Source organism: Pseudomonas sp. 14A (assembly GCF_018132745.1).
Taxonomy (GTDB): domain Bacteria; phylum Pseudomonadota; class Gammaproteobacteria; order Pseudomonadales; family Pseudomonadaceae; genus Aquipseudomonas; species Aquipseudomonas mercuritolerans.
In genome coordinates this window covers 306,857-331,106 of the sequence record NZ_JAGRQJ010000003.1, presented here as the reverse complement: position 1 = coordinate 331,106, position 24,250 = coordinate 306,857, and the positions used below count along the sequence as shown (strand labels likewise).

Annotated in this window: 24 protein-coding genes; 10 read left to right on the top strand and 14 right to left on the bottom strand. The window is 59.3% G+C overall.

What is annotated here, in order from left to right:
• Nucleotides 1-71: 71 nt before the first annotated feature.
• The 4 genes from PS14A_RS04145 to PS14A_RS04130 all read right to left on the bottom strand — a co-directional run bounded on the left by PS14A_RS04145 (nucleotide 72) and on the right by PS14A_RS04130 (nucleotide 3,028).
• Nucleotides 72-374, bottom strand: coding sequence for a GIY-YIG nuclease family protein (locus PS14A_RS04145; RefSeq protein WP_130912780.1), 303 nt, complete (start codon nucleotides 372-374; stop codon nucleotides 72-74).
• Nucleotides 375-414: 40 nt separating this feature from the next.
• Nucleotides 415-885, bottom strand: a complete 471-nt coding sequence (locus PS14A_RS04140) for a nuclear transport factor 2 family protein (RefSeq protein WP_212615377.1) — start codon at nucleotides 883-885, stop codon at nucleotides 415-417.
• 189 nt (nucleotides 886-1,074) lie between these two features.
• Nucleotides 1,075-2,379, bottom strand: a complete 1,305-nt coding sequence (locus PS14A_RS04135; RefSeq protein WP_130912782.1) for a CynX/NimT family MFS transporter — start codon at nucleotides 2,377-2,379, stop codon at nucleotides 1,075-1,077.
• Nucleotides 2,369-3,028: a FadR/GntR family transcriptional regulator gene (locus tag PS14A_RS04130; protein ID WP_130912783.1), complete on the bottom strand. Its 660-nt coding sequence runs from the start codon at nucleotides 3,026-3,028 to the stop codon at nucleotides 2,369-2,371. The genes PS14A_RS04135 and PS14A_RS04130 overlap by 11 nt, the downstream gene beginning before the upstream one ends.
• 166 nt (nucleotides 3,029-3,194) lie before the next feature.
• Between PS14A_RS04130 and PS14A_RS04125 the strand changes: the two genes are divergently transcribed.
• Nucleotides 3,195-3,506 carry a type II toxin-antitoxin system MqsR family toxin gene (locus PS14A_RS04125; RefSeq protein ID WP_212615376.1) on the top strand — a complete coding sequence of 104 codons (312 nt, stop codon included), beginning with the start codon at nucleotides 3,195-3,197 and terminating at the stop codon, nucleotides 3,504-3,506.
• Entirely contained in the window at nucleotides 3,503-3,985 is a 483-nt protein-coding gene (locus tag PS14A_RS04120) for a type II toxin-antitoxin system MqsA family antitoxin (protein ID WP_130912785.1), read from the top strand. Before PS14A_RS04125 ends, PS14A_RS04120 begins: the two co-directional genes overlap by 4 nt.
• 54 nt (nucleotides 3,986-4,039) lie before the next feature.
• Here PS14A_RS04120 and PS14A_RS04115 read toward each other — a convergent pair whose 3' ends face one another.
• From PS14A_RS04115 to PS14A_RS04100, 4 genes are all read right to left on the bottom strand, one after another.
• Entirely contained in the window at nucleotides 4,040-4,804 is a 765-nt protein-coding gene (locus PS14A_RS04115; RefSeq protein ID WP_016771581.1) for an amino acid ABC transporter ATP-binding protein, read from the bottom strand.
• 13 nt (nucleotides 4,805-4,817) lie between these two features.
• Nucleotides 4,818-5,912: an amino acid ABC transporter permease gene (locus PS14A_RS04110; protein WP_110600243.1), complete on the bottom strand. Its 1,095-nt coding sequence runs from the start codon at nucleotides 5,910-5,912 to the stop codon at nucleotides 4,818-4,820.
• Between the two features lie 10 nt (nucleotides 5,913-5,922).
• The gene (locus PS14A_RS04105) at nucleotides 5,923-7,104 is read right to left on the bottom strand and encodes an amino acid ABC transporter permease (RefSeq protein WP_024011692.1); all 1,182 of its coding nucleotides are present in this window, start codon (nucleotides 7,102-7,104) and stop codon (nucleotides 5,923-5,925) included.
• A 66-nt stretch (nucleotides 7,105-7,170) separates the two neighbouring features.
• Nucleotides 7,171-8,202, bottom strand: a complete 1,032-nt coding sequence (locus tag PS14A_RS04100; RefSeq protein ID WP_016771583.1) for an amino acid ABC transporter substrate-binding protein — start codon at nucleotides 8,200-8,202, stop codon at nucleotides 7,171-7,173.
• Between the two features lie 468 nt (nucleotides 8,203-8,670).
• Between PS14A_RS04100 and PS14A_RS04095 the strand changes: the two genes are divergently transcribed.
• The 5 genes from PS14A_RS04095 to PS14A_RS04075 all read left to right on the top strand — a co-directional run bounded on the left by PS14A_RS04095 (nucleotide 8,671) and on the right by PS14A_RS04075 (nucleotide 13,942).
• Complete coding sequence (locus PS14A_RS04095) at nucleotides 8,671-9,327, top strand: alpha/beta fold hydrolase (protein WP_212615375.1); 657 nt, start codon at nucleotides 8,671-8,673, stop codon at nucleotides 9,325-9,327.
• Nucleotides 9,328-9,423: 96 nt separating this feature from the next.
• A complete protein-coding gene (gene rhlB, locus PS14A_RS04090; RefSeq protein ID WP_212615374.1) occupies nucleotides 9,424-10,902 on the top strand; it encodes an ATP-dependent RNA helicase RhlB in 1,479 nt (492 codons plus the stop codon).
• A 117-nt stretch (nucleotides 10,903-11,019) separates the two neighbouring features.
• Nucleotides 11,020-11,964, top strand: a complete 945-nt coding sequence (locus tag PS14A_RS04085) for an ornithine cyclodeaminase family protein (RefSeq protein WP_130912790.1) — start codon at nucleotides 11,020-11,022, stop codon at nucleotides 11,962-11,964.
• A gap of 139 nt (nucleotides 11,965-12,103) precedes the next feature.
• Nucleotides 12,104-13,231 (top strand): FAD-binding oxidoreductase, encoded by a 1,128-nt coding sequence (locus PS14A_RS04080; RefSeq protein ID WP_212615373.1) that lies wholly within the window; start codon nucleotides 12,104-12,106, stop codon nucleotides 13,229-13,231.
• A gap of 84 nt (nucleotides 13,232-13,315) precedes the next feature.
• Nucleotides 13,316-13,942, top strand: coding sequence for a transcriptional regulator (locus tag PS14A_RS04075; RefSeq protein ID WP_016771588.1), 627 nt, complete (start codon nucleotides 13,316-13,318; stop codon nucleotides 13,940-13,942).
• A gap of 101 nt (nucleotides 13,943-14,043) precedes the next feature.
• On the opposite strand, the gene PS14A_RS04070 is transcribed toward PS14A_RS04075, so the two are convergent.
• The 6 genes from PS14A_RS04070 to PS14A_RS04045 all read right to left on the bottom strand — a co-directional run bounded on the left by PS14A_RS04070 (nucleotide 14,044) and on the right by PS14A_RS04045 (nucleotide 19,284).
• Nucleotides 14,044-14,820: an ABC transporter substrate-binding protein gene (locus PS14A_RS04070; RefSeq protein ID WP_212615372.1), complete on the bottom strand. Its 777-nt coding sequence runs from the start codon at nucleotides 14,818-14,820 to the stop codon at nucleotides 14,044-14,046.
• A gap of 263 nt (nucleotides 14,821-15,083) precedes the next feature.
• Entirely contained in the window at nucleotides 15,084-15,536 is a 453-nt protein-coding gene (moaE, locus tag PS14A_RS04065; RefSeq protein WP_073473663.1) for a molybdopterin synthase catalytic subunit MoaE, read from the bottom strand.
• A gap of 3 nt (nucleotides 15,537-15,539) precedes the next feature.
• On the bottom strand, nucleotides 15,540-15,782 hold the full coding sequence (moaD, locus tag PS14A_RS04060) for a molybdopterin converting factor subunit 1 (protein ID WP_130912794.1): 243 nt from the start codon (nucleotides 15,780-15,782) through the stop codon (nucleotides 15,540-15,542).
• Nucleotides 15,779-16,252 (bottom strand): cyclic pyranopterin monophosphate synthase MoaC, encoded by a 474-nt coding sequence (gene moaC, locus PS14A_RS04055; RefSeq protein WP_130912795.1) that lies wholly within the window; start codon nucleotides 16,250-16,252, stop codon nucleotides 15,779-15,781. The genes moaD and moaC overlap by 4 nt, the downstream gene beginning before the upstream one ends.
• Before the next feature lie 175 nt (nucleotides 16,253-16,427).
• Entirely contained in the window at nucleotides 16,428-17,822 is a 1,395-nt protein-coding gene (locus PS14A_RS04050; RefSeq protein WP_212615371.1) for a PhoH family protein, read from the bottom strand.
• Nucleotides 17,823-18,159: 337 nt separating this feature from the next.
• A complete protein-coding gene (locus PS14A_RS04045; protein WP_125927510.1) occupies nucleotides 18,160-19,284 on the bottom strand; it encodes a polysaccharide deacetylase family protein in 1,125 nt (374 codons plus the stop codon).
• Nucleotides 19,285-19,609: 325 nt separating this feature from the next.
• Between PS14A_RS04045 and yaaA the strand changes: the two genes are divergently transcribed.
• From yaaA to alg8, 3 genes are all read left to right on the top strand, one after another.
• On the top strand, nucleotides 19,610-20,389 hold the full coding sequence (yaaA, locus tag PS14A_RS04040) for a peroxide stress protein YaaA (RefSeq protein WP_130912797.1): 780 nt from the start codon (nucleotides 19,610-19,612) through the stop codon (nucleotides 20,387-20,389).
• Between the two features lie 809 nt (nucleotides 20,390-21,198).
• Complete coding sequence (locus PS14A_RS04035; protein WP_016771595.1) at nucleotides 21,199-22,515, top strand: UDP-glucose/GDP-mannose dehydrogenase family protein; 1,317 nt, start codon at nucleotides 21,199-21,201, stop codon at nucleotides 22,513-22,515.
• Nucleotides 22,516-22,742: 227 nt separating this feature from the next.
• A complete protein-coding gene (gene alg8 / locus PS14A_RS04030; protein WP_178083766.1) occupies nucleotides 22,743-24,227 on the top strand; it encodes a mannuronan synthase in 1,485 nt (494 codons plus the stop codon).
• The last annotated feature ends 23 nt before the right edge of the window (nucleotides 24,228-24,250 follow it).

Genomic DNA, 24,250 nt, shown 5'->3' with positions numbered 1-24,250 from the left:
GCTCAGATAGTGAGCCCGCAGCTTAGCGTGCATTGGATTAGCAGCCTACAGATCTGCCTGATGGGAACCAATCAGTCAGATTGATAAGACGCGACGAGGCATTCCTTGGCGCTTTTGCGCAGCTTCTTGATCAGCCGTTCCTGGCGCAGAGCATCGCTTTTGTCGCGGCACAGTTCGGTGTAGACCAGCGCCATCGCCGGGCTGGAAAGAAAGAACCGCGCGCCCTTGCCGCTCTGGTGCTTGGCGAAACGGCGTACGGGGTCGTCGCTGATTCCGCAATACAACGAGCCATTGGCGGCACGCACGAGGTAGACGAACCAGGATTTGCTCGCTGGTTCGGCAGCGTCGACGGATTGTTCGCTAAGACTGGTCACTTCGGGATCTGAACGTGTAGGAAAACAGGCGGCGATCTTATCAGCGCCCGGCCTGAAATGCCTTCAGTCCCTTGCGCGCCTGGGCACGTACGGCGTTGCGCACCAGCGGTGTCCAGCCCAGCAGCAGACCTTTGAAACCCAGCGCCTGCCGCGACCAGCGCCACATATCGAAGTGATCGTGGTGCTCGCAGATCTTGCCGTCACGGAACACGAAGCGCGCCTGGATATCGTTGACCACGACATTGCCGGTCTGGCTGAACAGGTAAGTCGCCACCCAATGCGCGCCACCGGTACGCTCGTCGGCGCGGACGTTGTCGAAGGTCAGGGAGAAATCCTTGGCGCGGGCGGTGAGCATGCGCCACATGTCGCCGGCATCGCGACCGCGCAACTCACCGAAGGCCGGATCGCTGAAGACCACGTCATCGGTATAGCAGGCGGCCATGGCTTCGGCATCGAGGCGCTGGAAGGCCTGGTAGAAGCGAGTGATCAGGGCGCTGTGGGCTTCGCTCAAGGCAATCTCCAAAGAAAGATATACAGATTGCCAGCACCATAATCTGCCGCGCGCAGAAACACTATCGGCAATACGCAAAACCCTTGTGGGAGCGAGCCTGCTCGCGAAGGCAATTCAACATTCAACACCTTTGTTGACCGAACACCGCTTTCGCGAGCAGGCTCGCTCCCACATTTGCAACCAGTGCATTCAGAGCTTTTCGCTTTGCACCTGCACATACAACGCACGCCCTGCGCCCAGCCCGGCAATGATCGCACCGGCGCCGATAATGCCGAAAATCCAGCCCAGCGCATTCCAGCCGCCGGTCCAGTCATGCACCACGCCCACGGCGAATGGCCCCATCGACGCCAGCGTGTAGCCAAAACCCTGGGACATGCTCGACAGGTTCGCCGCGACATGGGAATCGCGCGAGCGCAGCACGATCAGGGTCAACGCCAGACTGAACGTGCCGCCCTGCCCCAGTCCGAGCAGAATCGCCCAGCCCCACAGACCTTCGATCGGTGCGTACAGGCAGCCGAACAGGCCGGCCAGGGTCAGCGCCATGACCACCACGATCGCCAGACGCTGATCCTTGCCACGGGTCGCCAGCCACGGCGCGGCCAGCGAACTGGCCAGTTGAATGATCACCGAACCGGACAGCACCAATCCGGCCTGAGTCGGTGTCAGCCCGCGACCGATGAGGATCGACGGCAACCAGCCAAACACGATGTAGGCCAGCGACGATTGCAGGCCCATGTACAAGGTCACCTGCCAGGCCAGCGGATCACGCAGCAACCCGCGCACGCGATAGGCGACGTTGTGTGCGCCATGTTTGGAGCCGACTTGTGGCAGCCAGAAAACCGCCGCCACCAATGCGGGAATCACCCAGAAGCCCAGGCCCATCGCCCAGCTGTTGTCGAAGTGTTCACTCAGCGGCACGGTCGAACCCGCCGCCATCGCTGCGCCCAGGCACAGCGCCATGGTGTAGACGCCGGTCATGGTCCCGGCGTGCTTGGCGAAGTCGCGTTTGACGATGCCCGGCAGCAGCACGCCGACGATGCCAATGCTGGCGCCGCCAAGGACGCTGCCGGCGAACAGGCCGATCTCGCCGAAATTGCTGCGCAGGATGATGCCGCCGGCCAGCGTCAGCAAAATCCCCAGCACCACGCGCTCAGCACCGAAACGCCGCGCCAGAATCGGCGCCAGCGGCGCAAACAAACCCAGACAAAGCACCGGCAACGTGGTCAGCAATCCCGCCTGCGCCGCAGATAATCCGAGACTCCTGGAGACCTCGCTGAGCAAGGGCGCCATGCTCGACAACGCCGGGCGCAGGTTCAGCGCTACCAGAATCAGCCCGAGCAGCAGCAACCATGGACGTTTTACCAACGGATGGCTTTGCTGCACCTGCTCGTCATCAGCCTCGGCATCGATCAGCAGCTCTTCAAGTTCTGGGGAGCGTTTCGACGCTGTGGATAACTCACTGCGGGACATGGATTTCTCGGTTTCAAGGTTCATTGATCAACTGCCTCGACAAGGCTTTGGCCCGTTCCGGGTCGCGTTGCTCGACCGCATCGAGCAAGTCGATGTGCAGATCGAACACTTCCTGACGGCGCGGGGAGATATTCAGGGTCTGGCGCAATTGCGCGCCGACGATGCTGGAGAAATAGCGATACAGCTCGCTGAGGGTCGGGTTGTGCGCGGCGTCGACCAGGCGGCGATGGAACACCAGATCGCAGGCGATATAAGTGTCGAGATCGCCGTGATAATGGCTGCCGCTGGTGCCGAGCGCTTCACGCAGCGCCGCCAGATCCTCATCGGTACGACGCAACGCCGCCAGGCCGATGGCCTCGACTTCAAGGATGTGCCGGGTCTCCCGGGCCTGCTCCAGCGAACAGCGGGACAACGCTTTAAGTGTGTCGAGCGGGTCGACCAGCGCACGAAGATAACTGCCGTCGCCTTGGCGAATTTCGATCAATCCCGAGAACGCCAGAACACGCATCGCCTCACGCACCGTGTTGCGGCTGATGCCCAGCTCGGCGCACAGCTCAGGCTCGGTCGGCAGCCGCTCGCCGATCTGCCACGCACCGCTGTTGATGCGCTGACGCAGTTGATCCAAAGCCTGATCGACCAGGGACCGCTTGATCAAAGGGGAAATGTCGGACATGAACCTCACCTTTTCATCCAATCATAGGATGAATTTTCCGACATGTTAGTCAGACCCATGTAGGACGGCAACCACCTAGGGTCAATCGGAGACACATGGAGCGGCATTTTCGATTGGTCAAAATTACCCTTTAAGGGTAATTTCAGGGACAGGGTTTTGGCTTCTTATGGACAAGAACACACCCCATTACGACTTGGCGGTGATCAAGGCGGATGTCAGGAGATTAGGCTGGAGGGCATTCACACACTCAGCGAGGAGAACCGGTTCCGATATGGAGCTGACACTTGCAGACATGCAGGAAGTCGTCTTCATGCTGCAGCGCAACATGCTCTACAAGTCGATGACGACCTATGACAACCACCGTATCTGGCAGGACGTCTATCACATCAATTCACATGGTCTGGAGATTTACATAAACGTGTCCTATCACTACGACAGACGCCCGCCGGTGATCTCCTTCAAGGAGAACAATTCATGAATACGCAACAGTGTCTCAGTTGCGGCGCCTCTGAAGGCATGGTGCATTTCGAAGGTCGAGGCGAAACGTTGAGCGTCAAAGGCATGGAGCGCCGCGTTGACCATCTTTCGGGTTGGGAGTGCCAGAAGTGCGGAGAAATCGAACTCGATGAAGTGTGCGGGCAGCGCTACTCGGACGCATGCGATGAGCTCGTTATCGCCAGCAGAAAAATGATTGGCAACGAGATGAAAAAGATTCGTCGCAAATTGCACCTGACGCAAAAAGAGACGGTGCAACTGCTGTCTGGAGGGGGGCATAACGCATTCTCTCGCTATGAGCGGGGCGAGGTATTGCCGCCCAAGCCGCTGATACTGTTAATGCGCTTATTGGAGCGCTACCCGCACTTGCTAACCGATGTGAAGACTTTCGGCGAAGGTGCAGATTTGAGAGGTTTCGAGCACATTGTTCACAAAGAACACGAATCCCTTTCCGTCTCCTGACCCCCAGAAAAACAAACCCGGCACATGGCCGGGTTGCTTTTTACTCATCTACCATCAATGCAAAATCTGACTCAAGAACAACTTGGTCCGATCATTCTGCGGATTGTCGAAGAAGTCATTCGGCGCCGCTTGCTCAACGATCTCGCCCTTGTCCATGAAGATCACGCGGTTGGCCACGGTGCGGGCGAAGCCCATTTCGTGGGTCACGCAGAGCATGGTCATGCCGTCTTCGGCCAGACCGATCATGGTGTCCAGAACCTCTTTCACCATCTCCGGATCAAGCGCTGAAGTCGGTTCGTCGAACAGCATGATTTTCGGCTTCATGCACAAGGCGCGGGCGATCGCCACACGCTGTTGCTGACCGCCGGAAAGCTGCCCCGGATATTTGTGCGCCTGCTCCGGAATGCGTACGCGCTCCAGGTAATGCATGGCGATTTCTTCGGCCTTGCGCTTGGGCATCTTGCGCACCCACATCGGCGCCAGGGTGCAGTTCTGCAGGATGGTCAGGTGCGGGAACAGGTTGAAGTGCTGGAACACCATGCCGACTTCGCGGCGGATCGCTTCGATCTGCTTGAGGTCGTTGGTCAGTTCCACGCCATCGACGACGATGCGGCCCTGCTGGTGTTCTTCCAGACGATTCAGGCAACGAATCGTGGTCGATTTACCGGAACCCGACGGGCCGCACAGGACGATGCGCTCGCCCTGTTTGACGTTGAGGTTGATGTCCTTGAGTACATGAAACTGGCCGTACCACTTGTTCACGCCCTGCATCTGGATGATGCCTTCCGGACCCACAGGCTTTTTGATTGCTTCGCTCATTTACAGAGAACTCCTAACGCTTGTGGCCAGTGTCGAGCTTGCGTTCCAGATGCATGGAATAGCGCGACATACCAAAACAGAAAATCCAGAACACCAGGGCGGCGAACACGTAGCCTTCGGTGGCCATGCCCAGCCATTTCGGGTCGGCGGCGGCTTGCTTGACGCTGTTGAGCAGGTCAAAGAGGCCGATGATGATCACCAGGCTGGTGTCCTTGAACAGCGCAATGAACGTGTTGACGATGCCCGGGATCACCAGCTTCAGCGCTTGCGGCAGAATCACCAGGCCCATCGAACGCCAGTAACCGAGGCCCATCGCCGCAGCCGCTTCGTACTGCCCTTTGGGAATCGCTTGCAGACCACCGCGCACCACTTCGGCGACGTAGGCCGACTGGAACAGGATCACGCCGATCAGCGCCCTCAGCAGCTTGTCGAAGTTCATGCCTTCTGGCAGGAACAGCGGCAGCATCACCGAGGACATGAACAATACGGTGATCAACGGCACGCCGCGCCAGAACTCGATGAAGGTCACGCAGACCACGCGAATCGCCGGCATGTTCGAACGCCGCCCCAGCGCCAGCACGATACCCAGCGGCAAAGCGCCGGCGATGCCGACGGTGGCGATCACCAGGGTCAGCATCAGGCCGCCCCACTGACTGGTCGGCACGGTGGTCATACCGAAACCGCCGTGCAGCAGGATGAAGGCGATGATCGGGTACAGCACCAGGAAGCTCAGGCCGTACACCGCTTTACGCGGCACGCGCGAGATGAACAACGGCGCTGCGCCGATGACCGCCAGCCATACGGTGAGGTCAACGCGCCAGCGCAGTTCGGTCGGGTAGTAGCCGTACATGAACTGGCCGAAACGCTGCTGAATGAACACCCAGCAGGCGCCTTCCTTGGTGCAGTCGGCGCGCGTGGTGCCGACCCAGTTGGCGTCGACGATCGCCCAACTGAGGATCGGTGGCACGACCAGATAGATCAGGTAGAACGCAAACAGCGTCAGCAGGGTGTTGAGCCAGCTGGAGAACATGTTTGCGCGCATCCACGCCACCACGCCGATGCTGCTGTTGGGTGGAGGCATGTCGGGTTTGAAAGTATGAGTACTCATGCGCTTTTCCTTACCGCTCGATCAGCGCAATGCGCTTGTTGTACCAGTTCATCAGCAGGGAAATGCTGATACTGATCGCCAGGTACACGCTCATGGTGATGGCAATCACTTCGATGGCCTGACCGGTCTGGTTGAGCACGGTGCCAGCGAACAGCGAAACCATTTCCGGATAACCGATACCGGCGGCCAGCGAAGAGTTTTTCGCCAGGTTGAGGTATTGGCTGGTCAGCGGCGGAATGATCACGCGCAGGGCTTGCGGGATAATCACCTTGCGCAGGGTCGGGCCGTTGCGCAGGCCGAGGGAACGCGCCGCTTCGGTCTGACCATGGCTGACCGACTTGATCCCGGAACGGACGATTTCGGCGATGAACGCTGCGGTGTACACGGTGAGTGCGAGGGTCAACGCCAGCAGCTCCGGGATCAGCACCCAGCCGCCGACAAAGTTGAAGCCCTTGAGCTCAGGCATTTCCCAGTGCAGTGGAGCGCCGAAGATCAACGCGCACAGGGTCGGGATCACCAGCGCAATTGCCAGGCCGGTCCAGAACTTGTGGAACGGTACACCGGTTTCTTCAAAGCGCTTGTTGGCCCAGCGGCACATCAGCACGATGCCGACAATGGCCAGCACGATGCTGACCACGAAGGCCCAGAAGCCGTCGGCAGCGAGTGCGGCCGGCATGTTCAGGCCACGGCTGCTGACGAAGAAGGTGTCGCCGAAGTTGTGGCTGTTGCGCGGCCCAGGCATGGTCAGGAACACCGCGAAATACCAGAACAGGATCTGCAGCAGCGGCGGAATGTTGCGGAACACTTCCACATACACTGTCGCCAGTTTGGCGATGATCCAGTTCTGCGACAGCCGCGCCACGCCGACGATGAAACCGAGAATCGTCGCCAGGATCACGCCGATAAAGGTCACCAACAGGGTGTTGAGCAGGCCGATGACAAACACCCGCGCGTAGCTGTCCGCTTCGGTGTAGTCGATCAGGGTTTGAGCGATGCCGAATCCGGCACTGCGCTCCAGAAAGCTGAAGCCGGAGGTGATGCCCCGGTGCTGAAGGTTGGTTTGCGTATTGTCGAACAGGTACCAGCCAAGCGAGACCACCGCCACAACAGTGATGATCTGGAATAGCCACGCACGCACTCGTGGATCGCTGAGGCTGAGCCTCTGCTTTGGTGCGCCGATAGAATTTTGCATGAAGTGCCCCGAGAGAAATGGAACAAGAACATCACCCGGCGGTTGGCCCGCCGGGCGATAGAACCATTAGCGCACTGGTGGTGCGTACTGAATGCCGCCGTTGTTCCACAGGGCGTTCAGGCCACGGTCGATTTCCAGCGGAGTGCTCTTGCCGAGGTTTTTCTCGAAGATTTCGCCGTAGTTGCCGACCTGCTTGACGATCTGCACAACCCAGTCTTTCGGCAGTTTCAGGTCTTTGCCGTATTCGCCGTCTGCACCGAGCATACGGGCCACGTCCGGGTTCTTGGTGGACTTGGCTTCAGCTTCGACGTTCTTCGAAGTGATGCCGGCCTCTTCGGCATTGAGCAGCGCGTAGCCGACCCAACGCACGATCGCCAGCCACTCGTCGTCGCCGTTACGCACGACCGGGCCCAGTGGTTCCTTGGAAATGGTTTCCGGCAGAACTACGTAGTCCTTCGGCGAAGCCAGCTTGCTGCGCTGGGCGAACAGCTGGGACTTGTCGGAGGTCAGCACGTCGCAACGACCGGATTCCAGCGACTTGGCGCTTTCATCGGAGGTGTCGAAGGTGATCGGGGTGTATTTCAGACCGTTGCCACGGAAGTAGTCGGAAACGTTCAGCTCGGTGGTGGTACCGGCCTGGATGCAGATGGTCGCGCCGTCGAGCTCTTTGGCACTTTTCACGCCCAGCTTGTTGTTCACCAGGAAGCCGATGCCGTCGTAGTAGGTGATGAAGCCCGGGAATTTCAGGCCCATGCCCGCGTCACGGGAACTGGTCATGGTGGTGTTGCGCGACAGGATGTCGATCTCGCCCGATTGCAGCGCGGTGAAACGCTCCTTGGCGTTCAACTGGCTGAACTTGACCTTGTTGGCGTCGCCGAAAACGGCTGCGGCCACAGCGCGGCAGACGTCGGCGTCGATGCCGAGGATCTTGCCGGTCGCATCCGGTACCGAGAAGCCCGGCAGACCGTCGCTCACGCCACACTGCACGAAACCTTTTTTCTGTACCGCATCCAGGGTTGCACCCGCCTGAGCGAACCCGCTGACGCCGAGTACTGCTGCAGCAGTCACGACCGCCAGAGTGGATTTCAACATCTTCATTCAAACCTCCAGTTTTGCTCTTGTTGTGTCGGAGCTTGAGCCCTGTCGCACCCTTTTGAGGCGTTGTTGACCCGTGTTGGCTTTTTTTGGGGTCAACCGACGTAAGACCTTCGCTATGAGTCTAGTAGGAGAAAATCCACATCATGGATCACTCACTTCTCACCAATCGGCCGAACGGGCTGTAGCCCTTTCACATTCGCTAAGCCCGTAGCGGCCATTGGCGAACATCCATCACCGGATTCGTTGCTGTCCCATCGCGCGACGTAGACTGATAGTGTTACCGCCACGCGTAGGACGCTTCGTACGGAAACCTCCATAGCAAACGCCGTACCACACCGCTTGCCGAAGTCATTGCGCGACACGTCAATAGCTAAACTTGTAACCTTGCGACATCTTGTTAACGGATCAACCGGGCGCGCACTTCCATCACGCACTCAATGAGAGCGCCCGCACATTTTTGGAGCAGACATGACCGAGCCCTTGATTCTTCAGCCTGTTAAGCCCGCAGACGCCTGCGTGATCTGGCTGCACGGCCTCGGCGCCGACCGCTACGACTTCCTGCCGGTGGCCGAGGCGTTGCAGGAAAGTCTGTTGAGCACGCGCTTTGTGCTGCCGCAGGCACCGACCCGTCCAGTGACGATAAATGGCGGATATGCCATGCCCAGCTGGTATGACATCAAGGCCATGAGCCCGGCCCGGGCGATCGATCACGATGAGCTGGAGGCGTCGGCAGAGCGCATCATCGAGCTGATCGAAAACGAGCGCGCCAGCGGAATAGACGCCTCGCGGATTTTCCTCGCAGGATTTTCCCAGGGCGGCGCGGTGGTATTGCATACCGCGTTCCTTAAATGGCAGGGACCGCTGGGCGGGGTGCTGGCGTTGTCGACGTACGCACCGACATTCAGCGACGAACTGGAATTATCCGCCAGTCAGCAGCGTATTCCGGTGCTGTGTCTGCACGGGCAGTTCGATAGCGTGGTGCAGAACTCGATGGGGCGTACTGCCTATGAGCATTTGGTGAAGCATGGTGTCACCGTGACATGGCAGGAATACCCAATGGAGCACGAAGTGTTACCTGAAGAGATTCGCGACGTCGGCGTCTGGCTGAGCGAACGCCTGCGCTGATTTGCGAGCAATGTCCGCCCATTGATCCCTCCTACTACGCCGCGCCCGATTCTTGCATTACACTGGCCGGCGTACATTCCTTAACCAACTGATGAGATGACCGTGCTCAAAGCACTCAAGAAGATGTTCGGTAAAAGCGAGGCTGAGCAGCTCGCGCCAGTTCCCATTGCGCCGTCGCACGCCCCCGGTCATCGCACCGATGCCCCGCAGGCCGACCGCCCCGCTCCCGTAGCGACACCGAAACAGCCGCCAAAACCGGAACCGGCCGCTCCTATCGCCGCCGAACCCACCCAAGACGAAGCGCCGAAACCGGCCAGACCACGCCGCGAACCGAAGCCCAAGGCACCGGTAATTCCATGGAAACTCGAAGACTTCGTCGTCGAGCCACAGGAAGGCAAAACCCGCTTCCATGATTTCAAGCTTGCCCCGGAACTGATGCACGCCATCCAGGACCTGGGCTTTCCGTACTGCACGCCGATCCAGGCGCAGGTGCTGGGTTTCACCCTCGCCGGCAAAGACGCCATCGGTCGCGCGCAGACCGGCACCGGCAAGACCGCCGCGTTCCTGATCTCGATCATCACCCAACTGCTGCAGACGCCGCCGCCGAAAGAGCGCTACATGGGCGAGCCGCGCGCACTGATCATCGCGCCAACCCGCGAGCTGGTGGTGCAGATTGCCAAGGACGCCGCTGACCTGACCAAGTACACCGGCCTCAACGTGATGACGTTCGTCGGCGGCATGGACTTCGACAAACAGCTCAAGCACCTCGAAGCACGGCATTGCGACATCCTCGTCGCCACGCCGGGCCGCCTGCTCGACTTCAACCAGCGCGGCGACGTGCATCTGGATATGGTCGAAGTGATGGTGCTGGACGAAGCCGACCGCATGCTCGACATGGGTTTCATCCCGCAGGTACGGCAGATCATTCGCCAGACCCCGCCGAAGTCCGAACGCCAGACTTTGCTGTTCTCCGCAACCTTCACCGAAGACGTGATGAATCTGGCCAAGCAATGGACCACCGATCCGGCCATCGTCGAAATCGAAATCACCAACGTCGCCAACGAGAACGTCGAGCAGCACATCTACGCCGTGGCCGCTGCCGACAAATACAAACTGCTCTTTAACCTCGTCAACGACAACGGTTGGGAGCGGGTCATCGTGTTTGCCAACCGCAAGGACGAAGTACGCCGTATCGAAGAGCGCCTGGTGCGTGATGGCATCAACGCCGCGCAGCTGTCCGGCGACGTGCCGCAGCACAAGCGCATCAAGACTCTGGAAGGCTTCCGCGAAGGCAAGATTCGCGTGCTGGTGGCCACCGATGTCGCCGGCCGCGGCATTCACATCGACGGCATCAGCCACGTGATCAACTTCACCCTGCCGGAAGTCCCGGACGACTACGTGCACCGCATCGGCCGTACCGGTCGTGCGGGCGCTGACGGCGTGTCGATCAGCTTCGCCGGTGAAGACGACTCCTATCAGTTGCCGTCCATCGAAGAAAAGCTCGGTCGCAAGATCAGCTGTGAAACGCCGCCAACGCATCTGCTGCGCGCGGTTGAGCGCAAACGCCCGCAGTAAGCGTCACGATATGAAAAAGCGCAGCCGGAAACGGACTGCGCTTTTTTTATGCCCGACGGTTGCCCAAAGAAACTAAAAGTCCATAATGGAAAAATAAGTTTAGTTTTGGAGCGCAGAATGTCCAGTTCGCCCTATGTGATCGACCAAGCCAAGGCCCGTGAGCTGCTGGCGCGTATTGATGTGCCGCAGATCCTGCGCAAGCTGTTCCGCGACCTCGCAGCAGGCAATGCCGTGCAACCTGCGCAGCAATTGGTGGAATTCCCCAAGGGCGCCGGCGACTTCATCAATTATCTGGGCGTGCTGGCCGAGGACGGCGTGTACGGAGTGAAGACTTCGCCGTACATAGTTCGTGAGCAGGGTGCGCTGGTGACGGCGTGGACCTTGTTGATGTCGATGAAAACCGGCCAGCCACTGCTGCTTTGCGATGCGGGCGAGCTGACCACCGCGCGCACCGCCGCGGCCACGGCAGTCGCGGTTGACGCTCTCGCGCCGCTGAATGCCCAGCGACTGGCAATCATCGGCAGCGGCAAGGTCGCTCAGGCGCATCTGCACTACGTGAAAGCGTTGCGCGACTGGCAAAGCATCAGTCTGTATTCGCCGTCGCTCACGGAAGACGCCGAAACACAGGCCGTATTGAAGGCCATCGCGCCGTCACTGAAGATTGCCGACAGCCGCGAGACCGCCGTTACCGATGCGGATGTGATCATGCTCTGCACCTCGTCTGCCGGGCCGGTGATCGATCCGGCGCAACTGCACAAACCGGCGCTGATCACCTCGATCAGCACCAACGCCCCCCGCGCCCATGAAGTACCGCCGCAAAGCCTCAACGACATGCAGGTGTTCTGCGACTATCGTCTGACCACGCCCGAATCCGCGGGTGAGATGTTGATTGCCGCCGAACAGCATGGCTGGGACAAGGATTCGATTGTTGGCGATCTCGCCGACTTGCTCAGCGAAAAAGTGCAGCGCCCGGGTTACGACCGTCACGTGTTCTTCCGTTCAATCGGCTTGGGCCTGGAAGACATTGCCCTCGCCAATGCGGTTTATCACCTGCACCACTGACACCACACATCTCCTGTAGGAGCTGCCGAAGGCTGCGATCTTTTGATCCTGTTTTTCAAGGACAAGATCAAGATCAAAAGATCGCAGCCTCGTTTCATTCGGCAGCTCCTACGGGGTTCTCGATAACTTGGGAGTTTTCATGAGCCACGCAGATTTCATCATCATCGGCGGCGGGATTGCCGGCGCTTCTACCGGGTTCTGGCTGGCGCCGCACGGCAAAGTGATCGTGCTCGAGCGTGAAACCCATCCCGGCTATCACTCCACCGGTCGCTCCGCCGCGCTGTACACCGCCGCCTACGGCACCGCACAGGTACGCGCACTCACTCAGGCGAGCCGCGCATTCTTCGACAGTCCTCCGAGCGGCTTCTGCGAGCACCCGCTGCTGACCCCGCGCGGCGAAATGACCGTCGACTTCATCGGTGATCCCGCCGAACTGAACAACCAGTACCTCAGCGCCAAAGCCACGGTGCCGGAAATGCAACTGCTCAGCGCCGACGAAGCCTGCGCGCGCCTGCCGATCCTGCGCCGGGAAAAAGTCCACGGCGCGATCTACGACCCATCGGCCTGCGACATCGACACCGACGCGCTGCATCAAGGCTATCTGCGCGGCATTCGACGCAATCACGGCGAAGTCCGCACCGATTGCGAGGTGCTCGGCTTGAGCCGCGATGCCGATGGCCTGTGGATCGTGCAGACCAATGGCGAGACGTTCAGCGCACCGGTGCTGATCAACGCCGCAGGCGCCTGGGCGGACAAGATCGGTACCCTCGCCGGTGCCCAGCCGCTGTGCCTGCAACCGAAACGTCGCGCGGCGTTTATCTTTGCCGGCCCGGAAGGTGTGGATATTCACCATTGGCCGATGCTGGTCAGCCTCGACGAATCCTTCTACATGAAGCCCGACGCCGGCATGTTTCTCGGCTCGCCGGCCAACGCCGATCCGGTCGAACCACACGATGTGCAGCCGGAAGAACTCGACATCGCCATGGGCATCTATCAGATCGAAGAGGCTACCACGCTGACCATCCGCCGCCCGACCCGCACGTGGGCCGGCTTGCGCAGTTTCGTTGCTGACGGTGATCTGCTCAGCGGCTTCGATCCGCAGGTGCCGGGGCTGTTCTGGGTCGCCGCGCAGGGTGGTTATGGCATTCAGACGTCGCCGGCGATGGGTCAGGCCAGTGCGGCGCTGGTGCGCGGCGAGCCATTCCCCGAGCACCTGCATCAATTCGGTCTCGACAGCGCCATGCTCTCCCCGGCCCGACTGGCTTGACCGCATCGACTCGTCGAAAAGATTGCGGCACACTCGCAGCGCCCCGGCACAAGGGGCGCTGACGCTGCCTGGAGCTCCACTGTCATGACTGCCCCCGAATTCGACCCGGCGCTGGATAACTTCCGCGCCATCGCCGACGCCATCGCCACGCTGTTCTTTCCCCATGCCGAGGTGGTGCTGCACGACCTGCGCACGCAGAAGGTCGACTACATCGCCAACAACCTGTCCAAGCGCGAGATCGGCGACGACTCGTCGCTGGAAGACATGCTCAGCGAGGATGTCAGCGACAGGAATATCGGCCCGTACGAAAAGCTCAACTGGGACGGTCAGAAAATTCGCAGCCTGAGCACCGTGCTGCGTGACAGCGAAAGTCGGCCGCTGGCGGTGCTGTGCATCAATCTGAATATCTCGCTGTTCGAAAACGCCAAAGCGGCGCTGGATCTGTTTCTCTCGCCGAGCAAGCTGATTCCGCAGCCGGACTCGCTGTTCCGTGACGACTGGCAGGAACGCATCAACACCTTCCTCCACGCCTGGTTGCGCGAGCGGCAGTTGAGCCTGAATCTACTGACCCGCGATCACAAACGCGAACTGGTGCTGGCGCTGCACGCCGAGGGCGCGTTCAAGGGCAAGAGCGCCTCGAACTACGTGGCCAATGTGCTGAACATGGGACGGGCGACGGTTTACAAGCATTTGAAGGAATTGAAGGGCTGAAGATTTGCATCGCCAGCGCTGGCCGCTTCGCGAGCAGGCTCGCTCCCACATTTGGAATGCGTTACCCCTGTGGGAGCGAGCCTGCTCGCGAAAGCGCTTGATCAATCGCCGTAGATATCGGACTTGAAATACTTCTCGGAAATTTTCTGATACTCGCCACTCGCGCGAATCCCGTCGATGGCGCTGTTCAACTGGCTGACCAGCTCAGTATTGCCTTTGCGCACCGCAATCCCCGCGCCCTCGCCGACGTACTTCGGATCCTTCAGCTCCGGCCCGACAAACGCATAACCCTGGCCGCGCGGCATCGACAGAAAGTCGTTAAGCGGAATGGTATCGGCGAAAATCGCATCAAGGCGCCCCGCCGCCAGGTCCATGTAGATTTCTTCGTTGTTGCTGTAGCGCTTGACGTTGATGCCCTTGGGTTCGAACACCTCGGTGGCGTAACGATCAGTGGTGGTCGCGCGCTGCACGCCGACGTTCTTGCCTTTGAGGCTGGCGTACTGATCATCCACCGTAGCGCCTTCCTTCATGACCAGACGCGAAGAGGTGAAGTAATACTTGTGACTGAAATCCACCGACTTCTTACGGTCCTCGTTGATGGTCATCGACGACAGCGCCATGTCGATCTTCTTCACTTTCAGCGAAGGAATCAGCCCGTCGAACTCACCTTCAACCCACACGCATTTGACCTTCATCTGCGCACACAGGGCATTGCCGATGTCGTAGTCAAAGCCGACAATTTCGCCCTTGTCGGTTTTCGAGGCGAATGGCGGATAGGCCGCTTCGATGCCGATGCGCAGGGTTTTCTCGGCGGCTAAGACGCTGGCGGAGGCCAACAGGCTGAAGGCCAGACCGGTGATGAGGGGGAGTTTCTTCATGTTCGTTCTCTCGCGGGTTGTTGTTGGTTTGGCGAAGAAGAGCAGCTACAAGCGGCAAACTGATAGCTGCAAGACAGAAGCTTTTTTTGTACTTGGAAATCCATACTGGACTCTCAGGTACAAATCGTCAATTGGGTAGAGGGGGGATGATTTTCGGTGTCGCAGATGATGCCTTCGCGAGCAGGCTCGCTCCCACAGGGGAACGCATTCCAATTGTGGGAGTGAGCCTGCTCGCGGAGACTGACCGGAGGGCGCTAAAAGAATTACTTATTCCAGCGATCAGCGGCGGCATGATCACTGTCGCGCCCTTCGACCCAACGTGGTCCATCACTGGTATTTTCTTTCTTCCAGAACGGCGCGCGGGTTTTCAGGTAGTCCATGACGAAGGCGCAGGCATCGAACGCGGCCTGGCGATGGGCGCTGGCGGCGCCGACGAAGACGATCGGCTCGCCCGGTTCCAGCGCGCCAATGCGATGCAGCACTTCCAGTTTCAACAGCGGCCAGCGCTGCTCAGCCTCGACGGCGATTTTGCCGAGGGCTTTTTCGGTCATGCCCGGATAGTGCTCAAGGAACATCCCGGCCACATCGAGACCGTCGTTGAAGTCGCGCACGTAACCGACAAAGCTCACCACCGCGCCAACGCCGACATTGGCCGCATGCATCGCATTGACTTCAGCGCCCGGATCGAACGGCGTGGCCTGCACGCGAATCGCCATGGCTCAGCCTCCGGTCACGGTGGGGAAAAACGCAACTTCGTCGCCATCGGTCACTGGTTCGTCGAGCTGGCAAAGATCCTCGTTGCGCGCGCACATCAGGTTCTGCTCGCTCAACACCTCGGCGCCGTCACGTTGCGCCAACAGTGCGCGCACGTCTTCAACCGTGGCGAAATCGCCCTCGACCGTCACTGAATCCACGCCCAGCGCTTCACGGTAACGGGCAAAAAACTTCACGGTCAGTTTCATGGCTGCTCCGCCTGGAAGTGGCCGCTCTTGCCGCCGACTTTCTCCAGCAGCCGCACGCTCTCGATGGTCATGCCCCGGTCGACGGCTTTGCACATGTCGTAAATGGTCAGGGCGGCGACGCTGGCGGCGGTCAGCGCTTCCATCTCGACACCGGTCTGCCCGGACAACTTGCAGCGAGCGACAATGCGCACGCTGTCCTCACCCTCGGCGCTGAGTTCGACTTTGACGCCAGTCAGCATCAGCGGGTGGCACAGGGGAATCAGATCGCTGGTCTTCTTCGCCGCCTGAATCCCGGCGATGCGCGCCACGGCGAACACATCGCCCTTGGGATGGCCGCCGCTAACGATCATCTGCAGCGTTGCGGGGAGCATGCGCACCAGCGCTTGAGCCGTCGCCTCACGGAACGTCACGGCTTTTTCAGTGACGTCGACCATGTTGGCGCGACCTTGGGAATCGAGATGAGTCAGCACGAGGGCCTCCTTGAGGCAGCTGCGAGCGGCAAGCTACAAGCGGCAAGTTAAAGCGCGGTAGGCAGGCGTCAGGAAAGCTCGCATTTAAACAGCCGAAAGCCGCAAGCTTCAAGCGGCAAGTGAATTTCACTCGGACCACTTGTAGCTTGCGGCTTGAAGCTTGTAGCTGCTCCTCTTAGAGATGCGATTCGGCGTATTCGGCCAGGATCGAGCGAGGCACCCCTTGCAGGGTGATGTGCACACCGTTGGGGAAGTCCTTGAAGCGTTCGGTCAGGTAGGTCAGTCCGGAGCTGGTCGCGGACAGGTAAGGGGTATCGATCTGCGCCAGGTTGCCCAGGCACACCACTTTGGAACCGGCGCCGGCACGGGTGATGATGGTTTTCATCTGGTGCGGCGTGAGGTTCTGGCATTCGTCGATCAGGATCAGGCTCTGCTGGAAGCTGCGACCGCGAATGTAGTTGAGCGATTTGAACTGCAACGGCACTTTGCTGAGGATGTAGTCGACGCTGCCATGGGTGTTTTCGTCATCCATGTGCAAGGCTTCGAGGTTGTCGGTGATGGCGCCCAGCCAAGGCTCCATTTTCTCCGCTTCGGTGCCGGGCAGGAAGCCGATTTCCTGATCCAGGCCCTGCACGCTGCGGGTCGCGATGATGCGGCGATAGCGCTTGCTGACCATGGTCTGCTCGATCGCAGCGGCCAGCGCCAGAATGGTTTTACCGGAACCGGCGGCGCCGGACAGGTTGACCAGATGAATGTCCGGGTCAAGCAACGCGTACAGCGCCAGACTCTGATAGATGTCGCGCGGCTTCAGCCCCCAGGCCTCTTGATGCAGCAGTGGCTCCTGGTGCAGGTCGAGGATCAGCAGGCGGTCTTCCTGGATTTCCTTGATCCAGCCGACAAAGCCCTGCTCGTCGATGATGAACTCGTTGATGTGCACGGCCGGCAGGTTGTCGATCAGTTGCACCTGATGCCAGGTGCGGCCGTGGTCCTGACGGGTTTCGACCTTGCTCACGCGGTCCCAGAAGGAGCCGGTCATGTTGTGGTAGCCGTTGGGCAGCAGGGACACGTCATCGACCAGTTGGTCGGTGCTGTAGTCCTCGGCGTCGATGCCACAGGCGCGCGCCTTGAGCCGCATGTTGATGTCTTTGGTGACCAGCACCACCGGTTTCTGCGGATCGCGGGAATGCAGATCAATCAGTTGGTTGATGATTTTGTTGTCGTTCAGATGCTCGGGCAGAATCAGGTTCGACTCGGCCTGCTTGCTCATCAGAATTGACAGCAAGCCCTTTGGCCCGCCCTTGCCGCGCTGGATCGGCACACCCAGTTCGACGTCTTCGGGGGACGCATCGCCCAGGGTCTTGTCGATCAGGCGGATCGCCTGGCGGCATTCGGCGGCCACGCTGTGATGGCCGCTCTTGAGCTTGTCCAGCTCTTCCAGCACGGTCATCGGGATGGCGACGTGGTGTTCTTCGAAATTCAGCAGGGCATTTGGATCGTGAATCAATACGTTGGTATCGAGTACATACAGGATTGGCTGGTTGGAGGAAGGGCTGCGTCCGTGATCATCCATACTCGGTCACCTATGTGGGAGCCATTCGACGCAATACCTTGACAGTGCTGCGCCTCGAGGTGACTGCCGAATTCATCCACGCGGGCTGGATGAACTGCACACAATAGCAGTCTGGGAAGACGCCACCTGTGTTGCAGGTTTCGGCGGTCTGTCTTCGTAATACTCCAAAACCGATGACATAAAAAAGCACTTTGACGGTTTTTTTAAGTTTATTTTGCAGAGTGACGAAAAGCCCTTGGCGGACTCCCCGTACCCCGCTAAAGTCGGAAGTCCGCCTGCATCGAATTCCTCCTGAAAATCATCCCAAGCCCAATGTTTCCGGGCTTTTTGTCGTTTCTCAACGAAACGCGTCCTGACAGTCTTCCCAGCCAATGCCGCTCTGCGCAGTCTGGGTGATCAGCCACGGTAAGGACGTCTTCACCGCATCCTGTTTCATGTTGAAATTGATCACCCCGTGTCGCCACAGCAGCATCAGGGTCAACACTCGCTGCGCGCTCGCCGGCCCCTTGAGCTTGCCGGCACCGTCCTGGGCATCGATGTCCCACAGCGCCACTTGCAGGCCCTGGCTATTGAAAAAACCTTGCGCGTCACTGCGGCGCTGGCCATCCGGCGGACGGAATAGCGGCACGTAGTTTTCCGGCAGTTTGTTTTTCACCAGATCGGCGCTGCGCCGTACCGAATCCTGCCAGTCCTGCCAATGGCTGTGGGAGCGGAACTCCCAGCCCTGCACGCCCACGCACTGCCGGGAGAAACTCGCCTGCAGACTGCTGACCGAACGGCCGGTGAGTCGCGCCTGAATATCCTTGCCCAGGACAAAGAATGTCCCGCTCAGATTCGATTTGCGCAGGTATTCGGTCAGCCAGTCGGTGTTGTCCGGTTGCACGTTGGCGGCGCTGTCGAACGTCAGCAGAAACAGCCGATCGTGCATGTCATCGCCGTTGCGCTCGTAGTCGCCGAAACGATCGAATTCGTTACTGGTTTGCGGCGACAGCGCGGCCTTGCGCATCAGCTCGTCGAGGTACTGCAAATGGAAGATCCGGCTCGGCTCGGCCCACTTGGTGTAATAACTGTCGTCGCTCACCACGAACTTGGCCGCCTGCTCGCGCAGGGTCGGCAAATCTTCGACGAGAAAGCAGAACGAGGCGTCCTGATCGCAGCTTTGCTGGGCGTGGTTGTAGTTGGCGAGCAAGCGTTGCCAGAGGCGCTGGCGCAGCTGATTGACCGCATCGATATTGACCGTGCGCAACCCCAGGCGCTGGGCCAGTGCCGCCTCGTCGATGGACTCGGTGCCGAGCAGGCCGCGAGCGAACATGAGGATTTCCGCCCGCGACGCGACGTCGAACAGGGTCGGATTGCTGAGCTGCTCCGGCCAGGTCGTGCGATCCAGCGTCGCCGCGTCGCCGGGCGCCGCCATGGCGCCGAAGCTCAGCAGCCACGCGGTGAATAAAAGAACAATGCGCAAAGGGATGTCTCCATAACAAAACCCGCGCGGCACTATAGCTGATGTGCAAGATTCAAGGTCGTCACCCTCACCCAGCCCTCTCCCAGAGGGAGAGGGAGCTGACCGAGCGGTTCTTTCGATATCCGTCTACCTGAGCTATCGAGTCGAACTCAAATTTGAAGCCAGCGAAGATCGGCCCCCTCTCCCTCTGGGAGAGGGCTGGGGTGAGGGTAAAATCCACCAACCGTCGCAAATCCCCGCACTTGCACCGACCTATAACCCCCATAGCTGGAGTCAACAAGAACAACCCCCTAGAATCGCCCCCACGATTAAAGGAGACGACTTCATGCTGATGGTGATTTCCCCCGCCAAGACCCTCGACTACGAAACACCGCCGGCGACCCAGCGCTTTACCCAGCCGCAGTACCTCGACCATTCCCAGGAACTGATCCAGCAGTTGCGCGAGCTGAGTCCGGCGCAGATCAGCGAGTTGATGCACGTGTCCGACAAGATCGGTGGCCTCAACGCCGCGCGTTTCGGCAGTTGGACGCCGGCCTTTACCCCGGAAAACGCCAAACAGGCGCTGCTCGCCTTCAAGGGCGATGTGTACACCGGCCTGGATGCGCAGTCCTTCAGCGAAGCGCAATTCGATTACGCGCAAAAACACCTGCGCATGCTCTCCGGCCTTTATGGCCTGCTGCGCCCGCTGGACCTGATGCAGCCGTATCGTCTGGAGATGGGCACCAAACTGGCCAACGCCCGTGGCAAGGATCTGTATGCGTTCTGGGGCACGCGCATCAGCGAGTGGCTGAACGAAGCGCTGGCCGAGCAAGGCGATGACGTACTGCTCAACCTTGCATCCAACGAATACTTTTCCGCGGTCAAGCGCAGCGCGTTGAAGGCCCGCATTATCAACACCGAGTTCAAGGATCAGAAGAACGGCCAGTACAAGATCATCAGCTTCTACGCGAAAAAAGCGCGCGGCCTGATGAGCCGTTTTGTGATTGAGGAACGCATCAACGACCCGGCTCAGCTCAAGCGATTTGATGTGCAGGGTTATCGCTACAGCGCAGAGCAATCGAAACCCGACAATCTGGTGTTTTTGCGCGACCACGCCCCGGAATAAAGCATGCCCTTTGCACGACTCTTTTCCTCAAGAGTCGTGCAGTCCGCCCGAAGTCAAAATCCCCCCGCGATATATCGCCAAATTCATGGCGCCAATAAAACCACACCCTGTTTTCTAATTTTAGTTTCACTCGACACTGAAGTTTTTTTTCAGTAGTGGCACCTAAATTTTTTACCCCTAGTGGCACAAAACTATCGACCCCGGTTTCACCCCGATAACTAAAGGGCGAAATCGTTAGTGCTATCAATTTGCACCCAGTGCCATCTTCATCAATATTTCAAAAAATTTCGGCTGGCACGATGAGCGGGCTGGAACTATGTCCAAATGCGTTGCTCATACCACCGGTAACGATTCTCGCCGAGTTTGTACGAGATAACTTACGCAGAGCTGATAGCCATGTAACCAAGTTGTCACAGCAACTTGCCTGAGTGACTAACGAGTCTCAAAACAATCGAAGGACAGGAGATACGCACCATTAATATCCCCTACAAAGGCCAAGGCCGCGCCCCTATAAACGTGCTCGCCTGAGCACCTAACTGCTTGATTTACCGGCCCCCTACCGGACGTCGAGCAGGCTACACGACTGCACTAGAGTCTTCCCGCACGGAAGATCGGCTGCATAACAGGGCAAGTCATAACAACAAGGCCTAGTTGCGCACATCTTGAGTGCACTTATTAGACACTCGGAACTTTGTATGCCTGCACACGGCATTGTGGCGCCTGTAAGCCGCACTTCCGAGTGCACTAGTGACCGCTGAACACCATTAACTCCGGCCTTCTAAGGCCTGATATATACAGAGGTAATTGCGATGCGCATCAGCATATTTGGTTTGGGTTACGTTGGCGCAGTATGTGCCGGTTGCCTGTCTGCACGGGGCCATGACGTAGTTGGCGTCGATGTTGCCAAAGACAAGATCGACATGATTAACGCCGGCAAATCGCCGATTGTAGAACCAGGCCTGGGCGAACTGCTGCAGCAGGGTATCCAGACCGGTCGTCTGCGCGGCACGACCAACTTCGCCGAGGCGATTCGTGATACCGACCTGTCGATGATCTGCGTCGGCACGCCAAGCAAGAAGAACGGCGACCTGGAACTGAACTACATCGAGGCCGTGTGCCGCGAGATCGGTTTTGTCCTGCGTGAAAAAACCACCCGCCACACCATCGTGGTGCGCAGCACCGTGTTGCCAGGCACCGTGGCCAACGTGGTCATCCCGATTCTGGAAGACTGCTCGGGCAAGAAAGCCGGCGTCGATTTCGGCGTTGCGGTCAACCCGGAATTCCTGCGCGAATCCACCGCCATCGCTGACTACGATCAGCCACCGATGACCGTTATCGGCGAGTTCGATACCGCGTCGGGCGACGTTCTGCAATCGCTGTACGAAGAACTCGACGCACCGATCATCCGCAAGGACATCGCCGTTGCCGAGATGATCAAGTACACCTGCAACGTCTGGCACGCGACCAAAGTGACCTTCGCCAACGAGATCGGCAACATCGCCAAAGCGGTCGGCGTCGATGGTCGTGAAGTGATGGAAGTTGTCTGCCAGGACAAGACCCTGAACCTGTCCCAGTACTACATGCGCCCGGGCTTCGCCTTCGGCGGTTCGTGCCTGCCGAAAGACGTACGTGCGTTGACCTACCGCGCCGGTTCCCTGGACGTCGAAGCACCGCTGCTCAACTCGCTGATGCGCAGTAACGAATCGCAAGTGCAGAACGCCTTCGACATCGTTGAAAGCCATGAAAAACGCAAAGTCGCCCTGCTCGGTCTGAGCTTCAAGGCCGGCACCGACGACCTGCGCGAAAGCCCGCTGGTCGAACTGGCGGAGATGCTGATCGGCAAGGGTTACGACCTGAGCATCTACGACAGCAACGTCGAATACGCCCGTGTCCACGGTGCGAACAAGGACTACATCGAATCGAAGATTCCGCACGTGTCGTCCCTGCTCAACTCCGACTTCGATTCGGTGATCGACAACTCCGACGTGATCATCCTCGGCAACCGCGACGAGAAATTCCGTTCGCTGGCCCAGGAAGCGCCGCAGGGCAAGCAAGTCATCGACCTGGTGGGCTTCATGTCCAAGGCCACCAGCGCCGGTAGCCGCACCGAAGGGATCTGCTGGTAAGCAGACATTGCCCGGCGCCGCACACCGCGTCGCCGCGCACTGACTGTGTGAACCCGTGGTAGGAGCTGACGAGTGAAACGAGGCTGCGATCTTTACCGGGCTCACTTGAGTCGTGAGTGAACACCCAGAAGATCAAAAGATCGCAGCCTTCGGCAGCTCCTACAGTGGGCCATTGATGAGCCTGCCTTAACCCCATCGGGCCCAGCCCGAGATAGAGACGGATGCAGATTATGCACAGGCTAAGACACGGCCTACTTCAGGCCGCCGGTTGGCTGTTTTACCTAAGTTTGTTGATGGGCCTGGCCTTGATGCTGCCCACGTCCACATTCGACTCCGAGTCGAAGGACTTCATTTTCCTGATTGGCGCCGTGGGTATCTGGCGCTACTCGATGGGTGCAACGCACTTTGTGCGCGGCATGATTTTTCTCTACATCGTTTACCCGCATCTGCGTCGCAAAGTACGCAAGCTGGGTAAAGCGGCGGACCCGTCGCATGTGTTTCTGATGGTCACCAGCTTTCGTATTGACGCGCTGACCACCGCGCAGGTCTACAGCTCGGTGATCCGCGAAGCCATCGACTGCGAACTACCGACCACCATTGTCTGCTCGATCGTGGAAATGTCCGACGAGTTGCTGGTCAAGGCGCTGTGGGCGCGGATGAATCCGCCGGAGCGGGTCAAGCTCGACTTCGTGCGCATTCCCGGTACCGGCAAGCGCGATGGTCTGGCCTTCGGTTTCCGCGCGATCTCCCGTCACCTGCCGGACGACCGTGCCGTGGTGGCCGTGATCGACGGCGACACCGTGCTCGGCGAAGGCGTCGTGCGCAAGACCGTGCCGTGGTTCCAGTTGTTCGGCAATGTCGGCGGCCTGACCACCAACGAGTTCTGCGAAGTGCGCGGCGGCTACATCATGAGCGAATGGCACAAGCTGCGTTTCGCCCAGCGCCACATCAACATGTGCTCGATGGCCCTGTCCAAGCGCGTACTGACCATGACCGGTCGGATGTCGGTTTTCAAAGCCTCCGTGGTGACCAATCCGGAGTTCATCGCCGACGTTGAAAGCGACTCGCTGCAACACTGGCGTCTGGGCCGCTTCAAGTTCCTGACAGGCGACGACAAGTCGAGCTGGTTCAGCCTGATGCGCCTGGGTTACGACACCTTCTACGTGCCGGATGCCGCGATCAACACCGTTGAACATCCGCCGGAAAAGAGCTTCATCAAGGCCAGCCGCAAGCTGATGTTCCGCTGGTACGGCAACAACCTGCGCCAGAACTCCCGTGCACTGGGTCTGGGTATCCGTCGCCTCGGCGTATTCACTTCGGTAGTGCTGTTCGACCAGCGCGTGTCGATGTGGACTTCGCTGCTCGGCCTGACCGTCGCACTGATCGCCAGCTTCAAGTACGGCACCGCGTTCATCCTGGTGTACCTGCTGTGGATCGGCATCACCCGCCTGATCCTGACGCTGTTGCTGTCGTGTTCCGGCCACCGCATCGGCCCTGCTTACCCGGCGATTCTGTATTACAACCAGATCGTTGGCGCCCTGGTGAAGATCTACGTGTTCTTCCGCCTCGACCAACAATCCTGGACTCGCCAGCCCACATCCCTGACCCGTGATCTCGCCAGCTTTCAACGTTGGTTCAACACCTGGTCGTCTCGGACCATGACCTTCTCCGCCGGCAGCATTTTTGTCGCCGTGCTGCTGATGATGGTCTGACCCGCTCCTATTGAATTAACAAG

Bases quoted from the DNA above. Each gene is read 5' to 3' on its own strand.
- PS14A_RS04115 (WP_016771581.1), bottom strand. From the start codon at position 4,804: ATGAGCGAAGCAATCAAAAAGCCTGTGGGTCCGGAAGGCATCATCCAG.
- PS14A_RS04085 (WP_130912790.1), top strand. From the start codon at position 11,020: ATGTCCAGTTCGCCCTATGTGATCGACCAAGCCAAGGCCCGTGAGCTG.
- PS14A_RS04125 (WP_212615376.1), top strand. From the start codon at position 3,195: ATGGACAAGAACACACCCCATTACGACTTGGCGGTGATCAAGGCGGAT.
- PS14A_RS04035 (WP_016771595.1), top strand. From the start codon at position 21,199: ATGCGCATCAGCATATTTGGTTTGGGTTACGTTGGCGCAGTATGTGCC.
- moaE (WP_073473663.1), bottom strand. From the start codon at position 15,536: ATGGCGATTCGCGTGCAGGCCACGCCGTTCGATCCGGGCGCTGAAGTC.
- PS14A_RS04120 (WP_130912785.1), top strand. From the start codon at position 3,503: ATGAATACGCAACAGTGTCTCAGTTGCGGCGCCTCTGAAGGCATGGTG.
- yaaA (WP_130912797.1), top strand. From the start codon at position 19,610: ATGCTGATGGTGATTTCCCCCGCCAAGACCCTCGACTACGAAACACCG.
- PS14A_RS04135 (WP_130912782.1), bottom strand. From the start codon at position 2,379: ATGAACCTTGAAACCGAGAAATCCATGTCCCGCAGTGAGTTATCCACA.
- PS14A_RS04050 (WP_212615371.1), bottom strand. From the start codon at position 17,822: ATGGATGATCACGGACGCAGCCCTTCCTCCAACCAGCCAATCCTGTAT.
- PS14A_RS04075 (WP_016771588.1), top strand. From the start codon at position 13,316: ATGACTGCCCCCGAATTCGACCCGGCGCTGGATAACTTCCGCGCCATC.
- PS14A_RS04110 (WP_110600243.1), bottom strand. From the start codon at position 5,912: ATGAGTACTCATACTTTCAAACCCGACATGCCTCCACCCAACAGCAGC.
- PS14A_RS04070 (WP_212615372.1), bottom strand. From the start codon at position 14,820: ATGAAGAAACTCCCCCTCATCACCGGTCTGGCCTTCAGCCTGTTGGCC.
- moaD (WP_130912794.1), bottom strand. From the start codon at position 15,782: ATGAAACTGACCGTGAAGTTTTTTGCCCGTTACCGTGAAGCGCTGGGC.
- PS14A_RS04095 (WP_212615375.1), top strand. From the start codon at position 8,671: ATGACCGAGCCCTTGATTCTTCAGCCTGTTAAGCCCGCAGACGCCTGC.
- rhlB (WP_212615374.1), top strand. From the start codon at position 9,424: ATGACCGTGCTCAAAGCACTCAAGAAGATGTTCGGTAAAAGCGAGGCT.
- PS14A_RS04100 (WP_016771583.1), bottom strand. From the start codon at position 8,202: ATGAAGATGTTGAAATCCACTCTGGCGGTCGTGACTGCTGCAGCAGTA.
- PS14A_RS04130 (WP_130912783.1), bottom strand. From the start codon at position 3,028: ATGTCCGACATTTCCCCTTTGATCAAGCGGTCCCTGGTCGATCAGGCT.
- PS14A_RS04105 (WP_024011692.1), bottom strand. From the start codon at position 7,104: ATGCAAAATTCTATCGGCGCACCAAAGCAGAGGCTCAGCCTCAGCGAT.
- PS14A_RS04080 (WP_212615373.1), top strand. From the start codon at position 12,104: ATGAGCCACGCAGATTTCATCATCATCGGCGGCGGGATTGCCGGCGCT.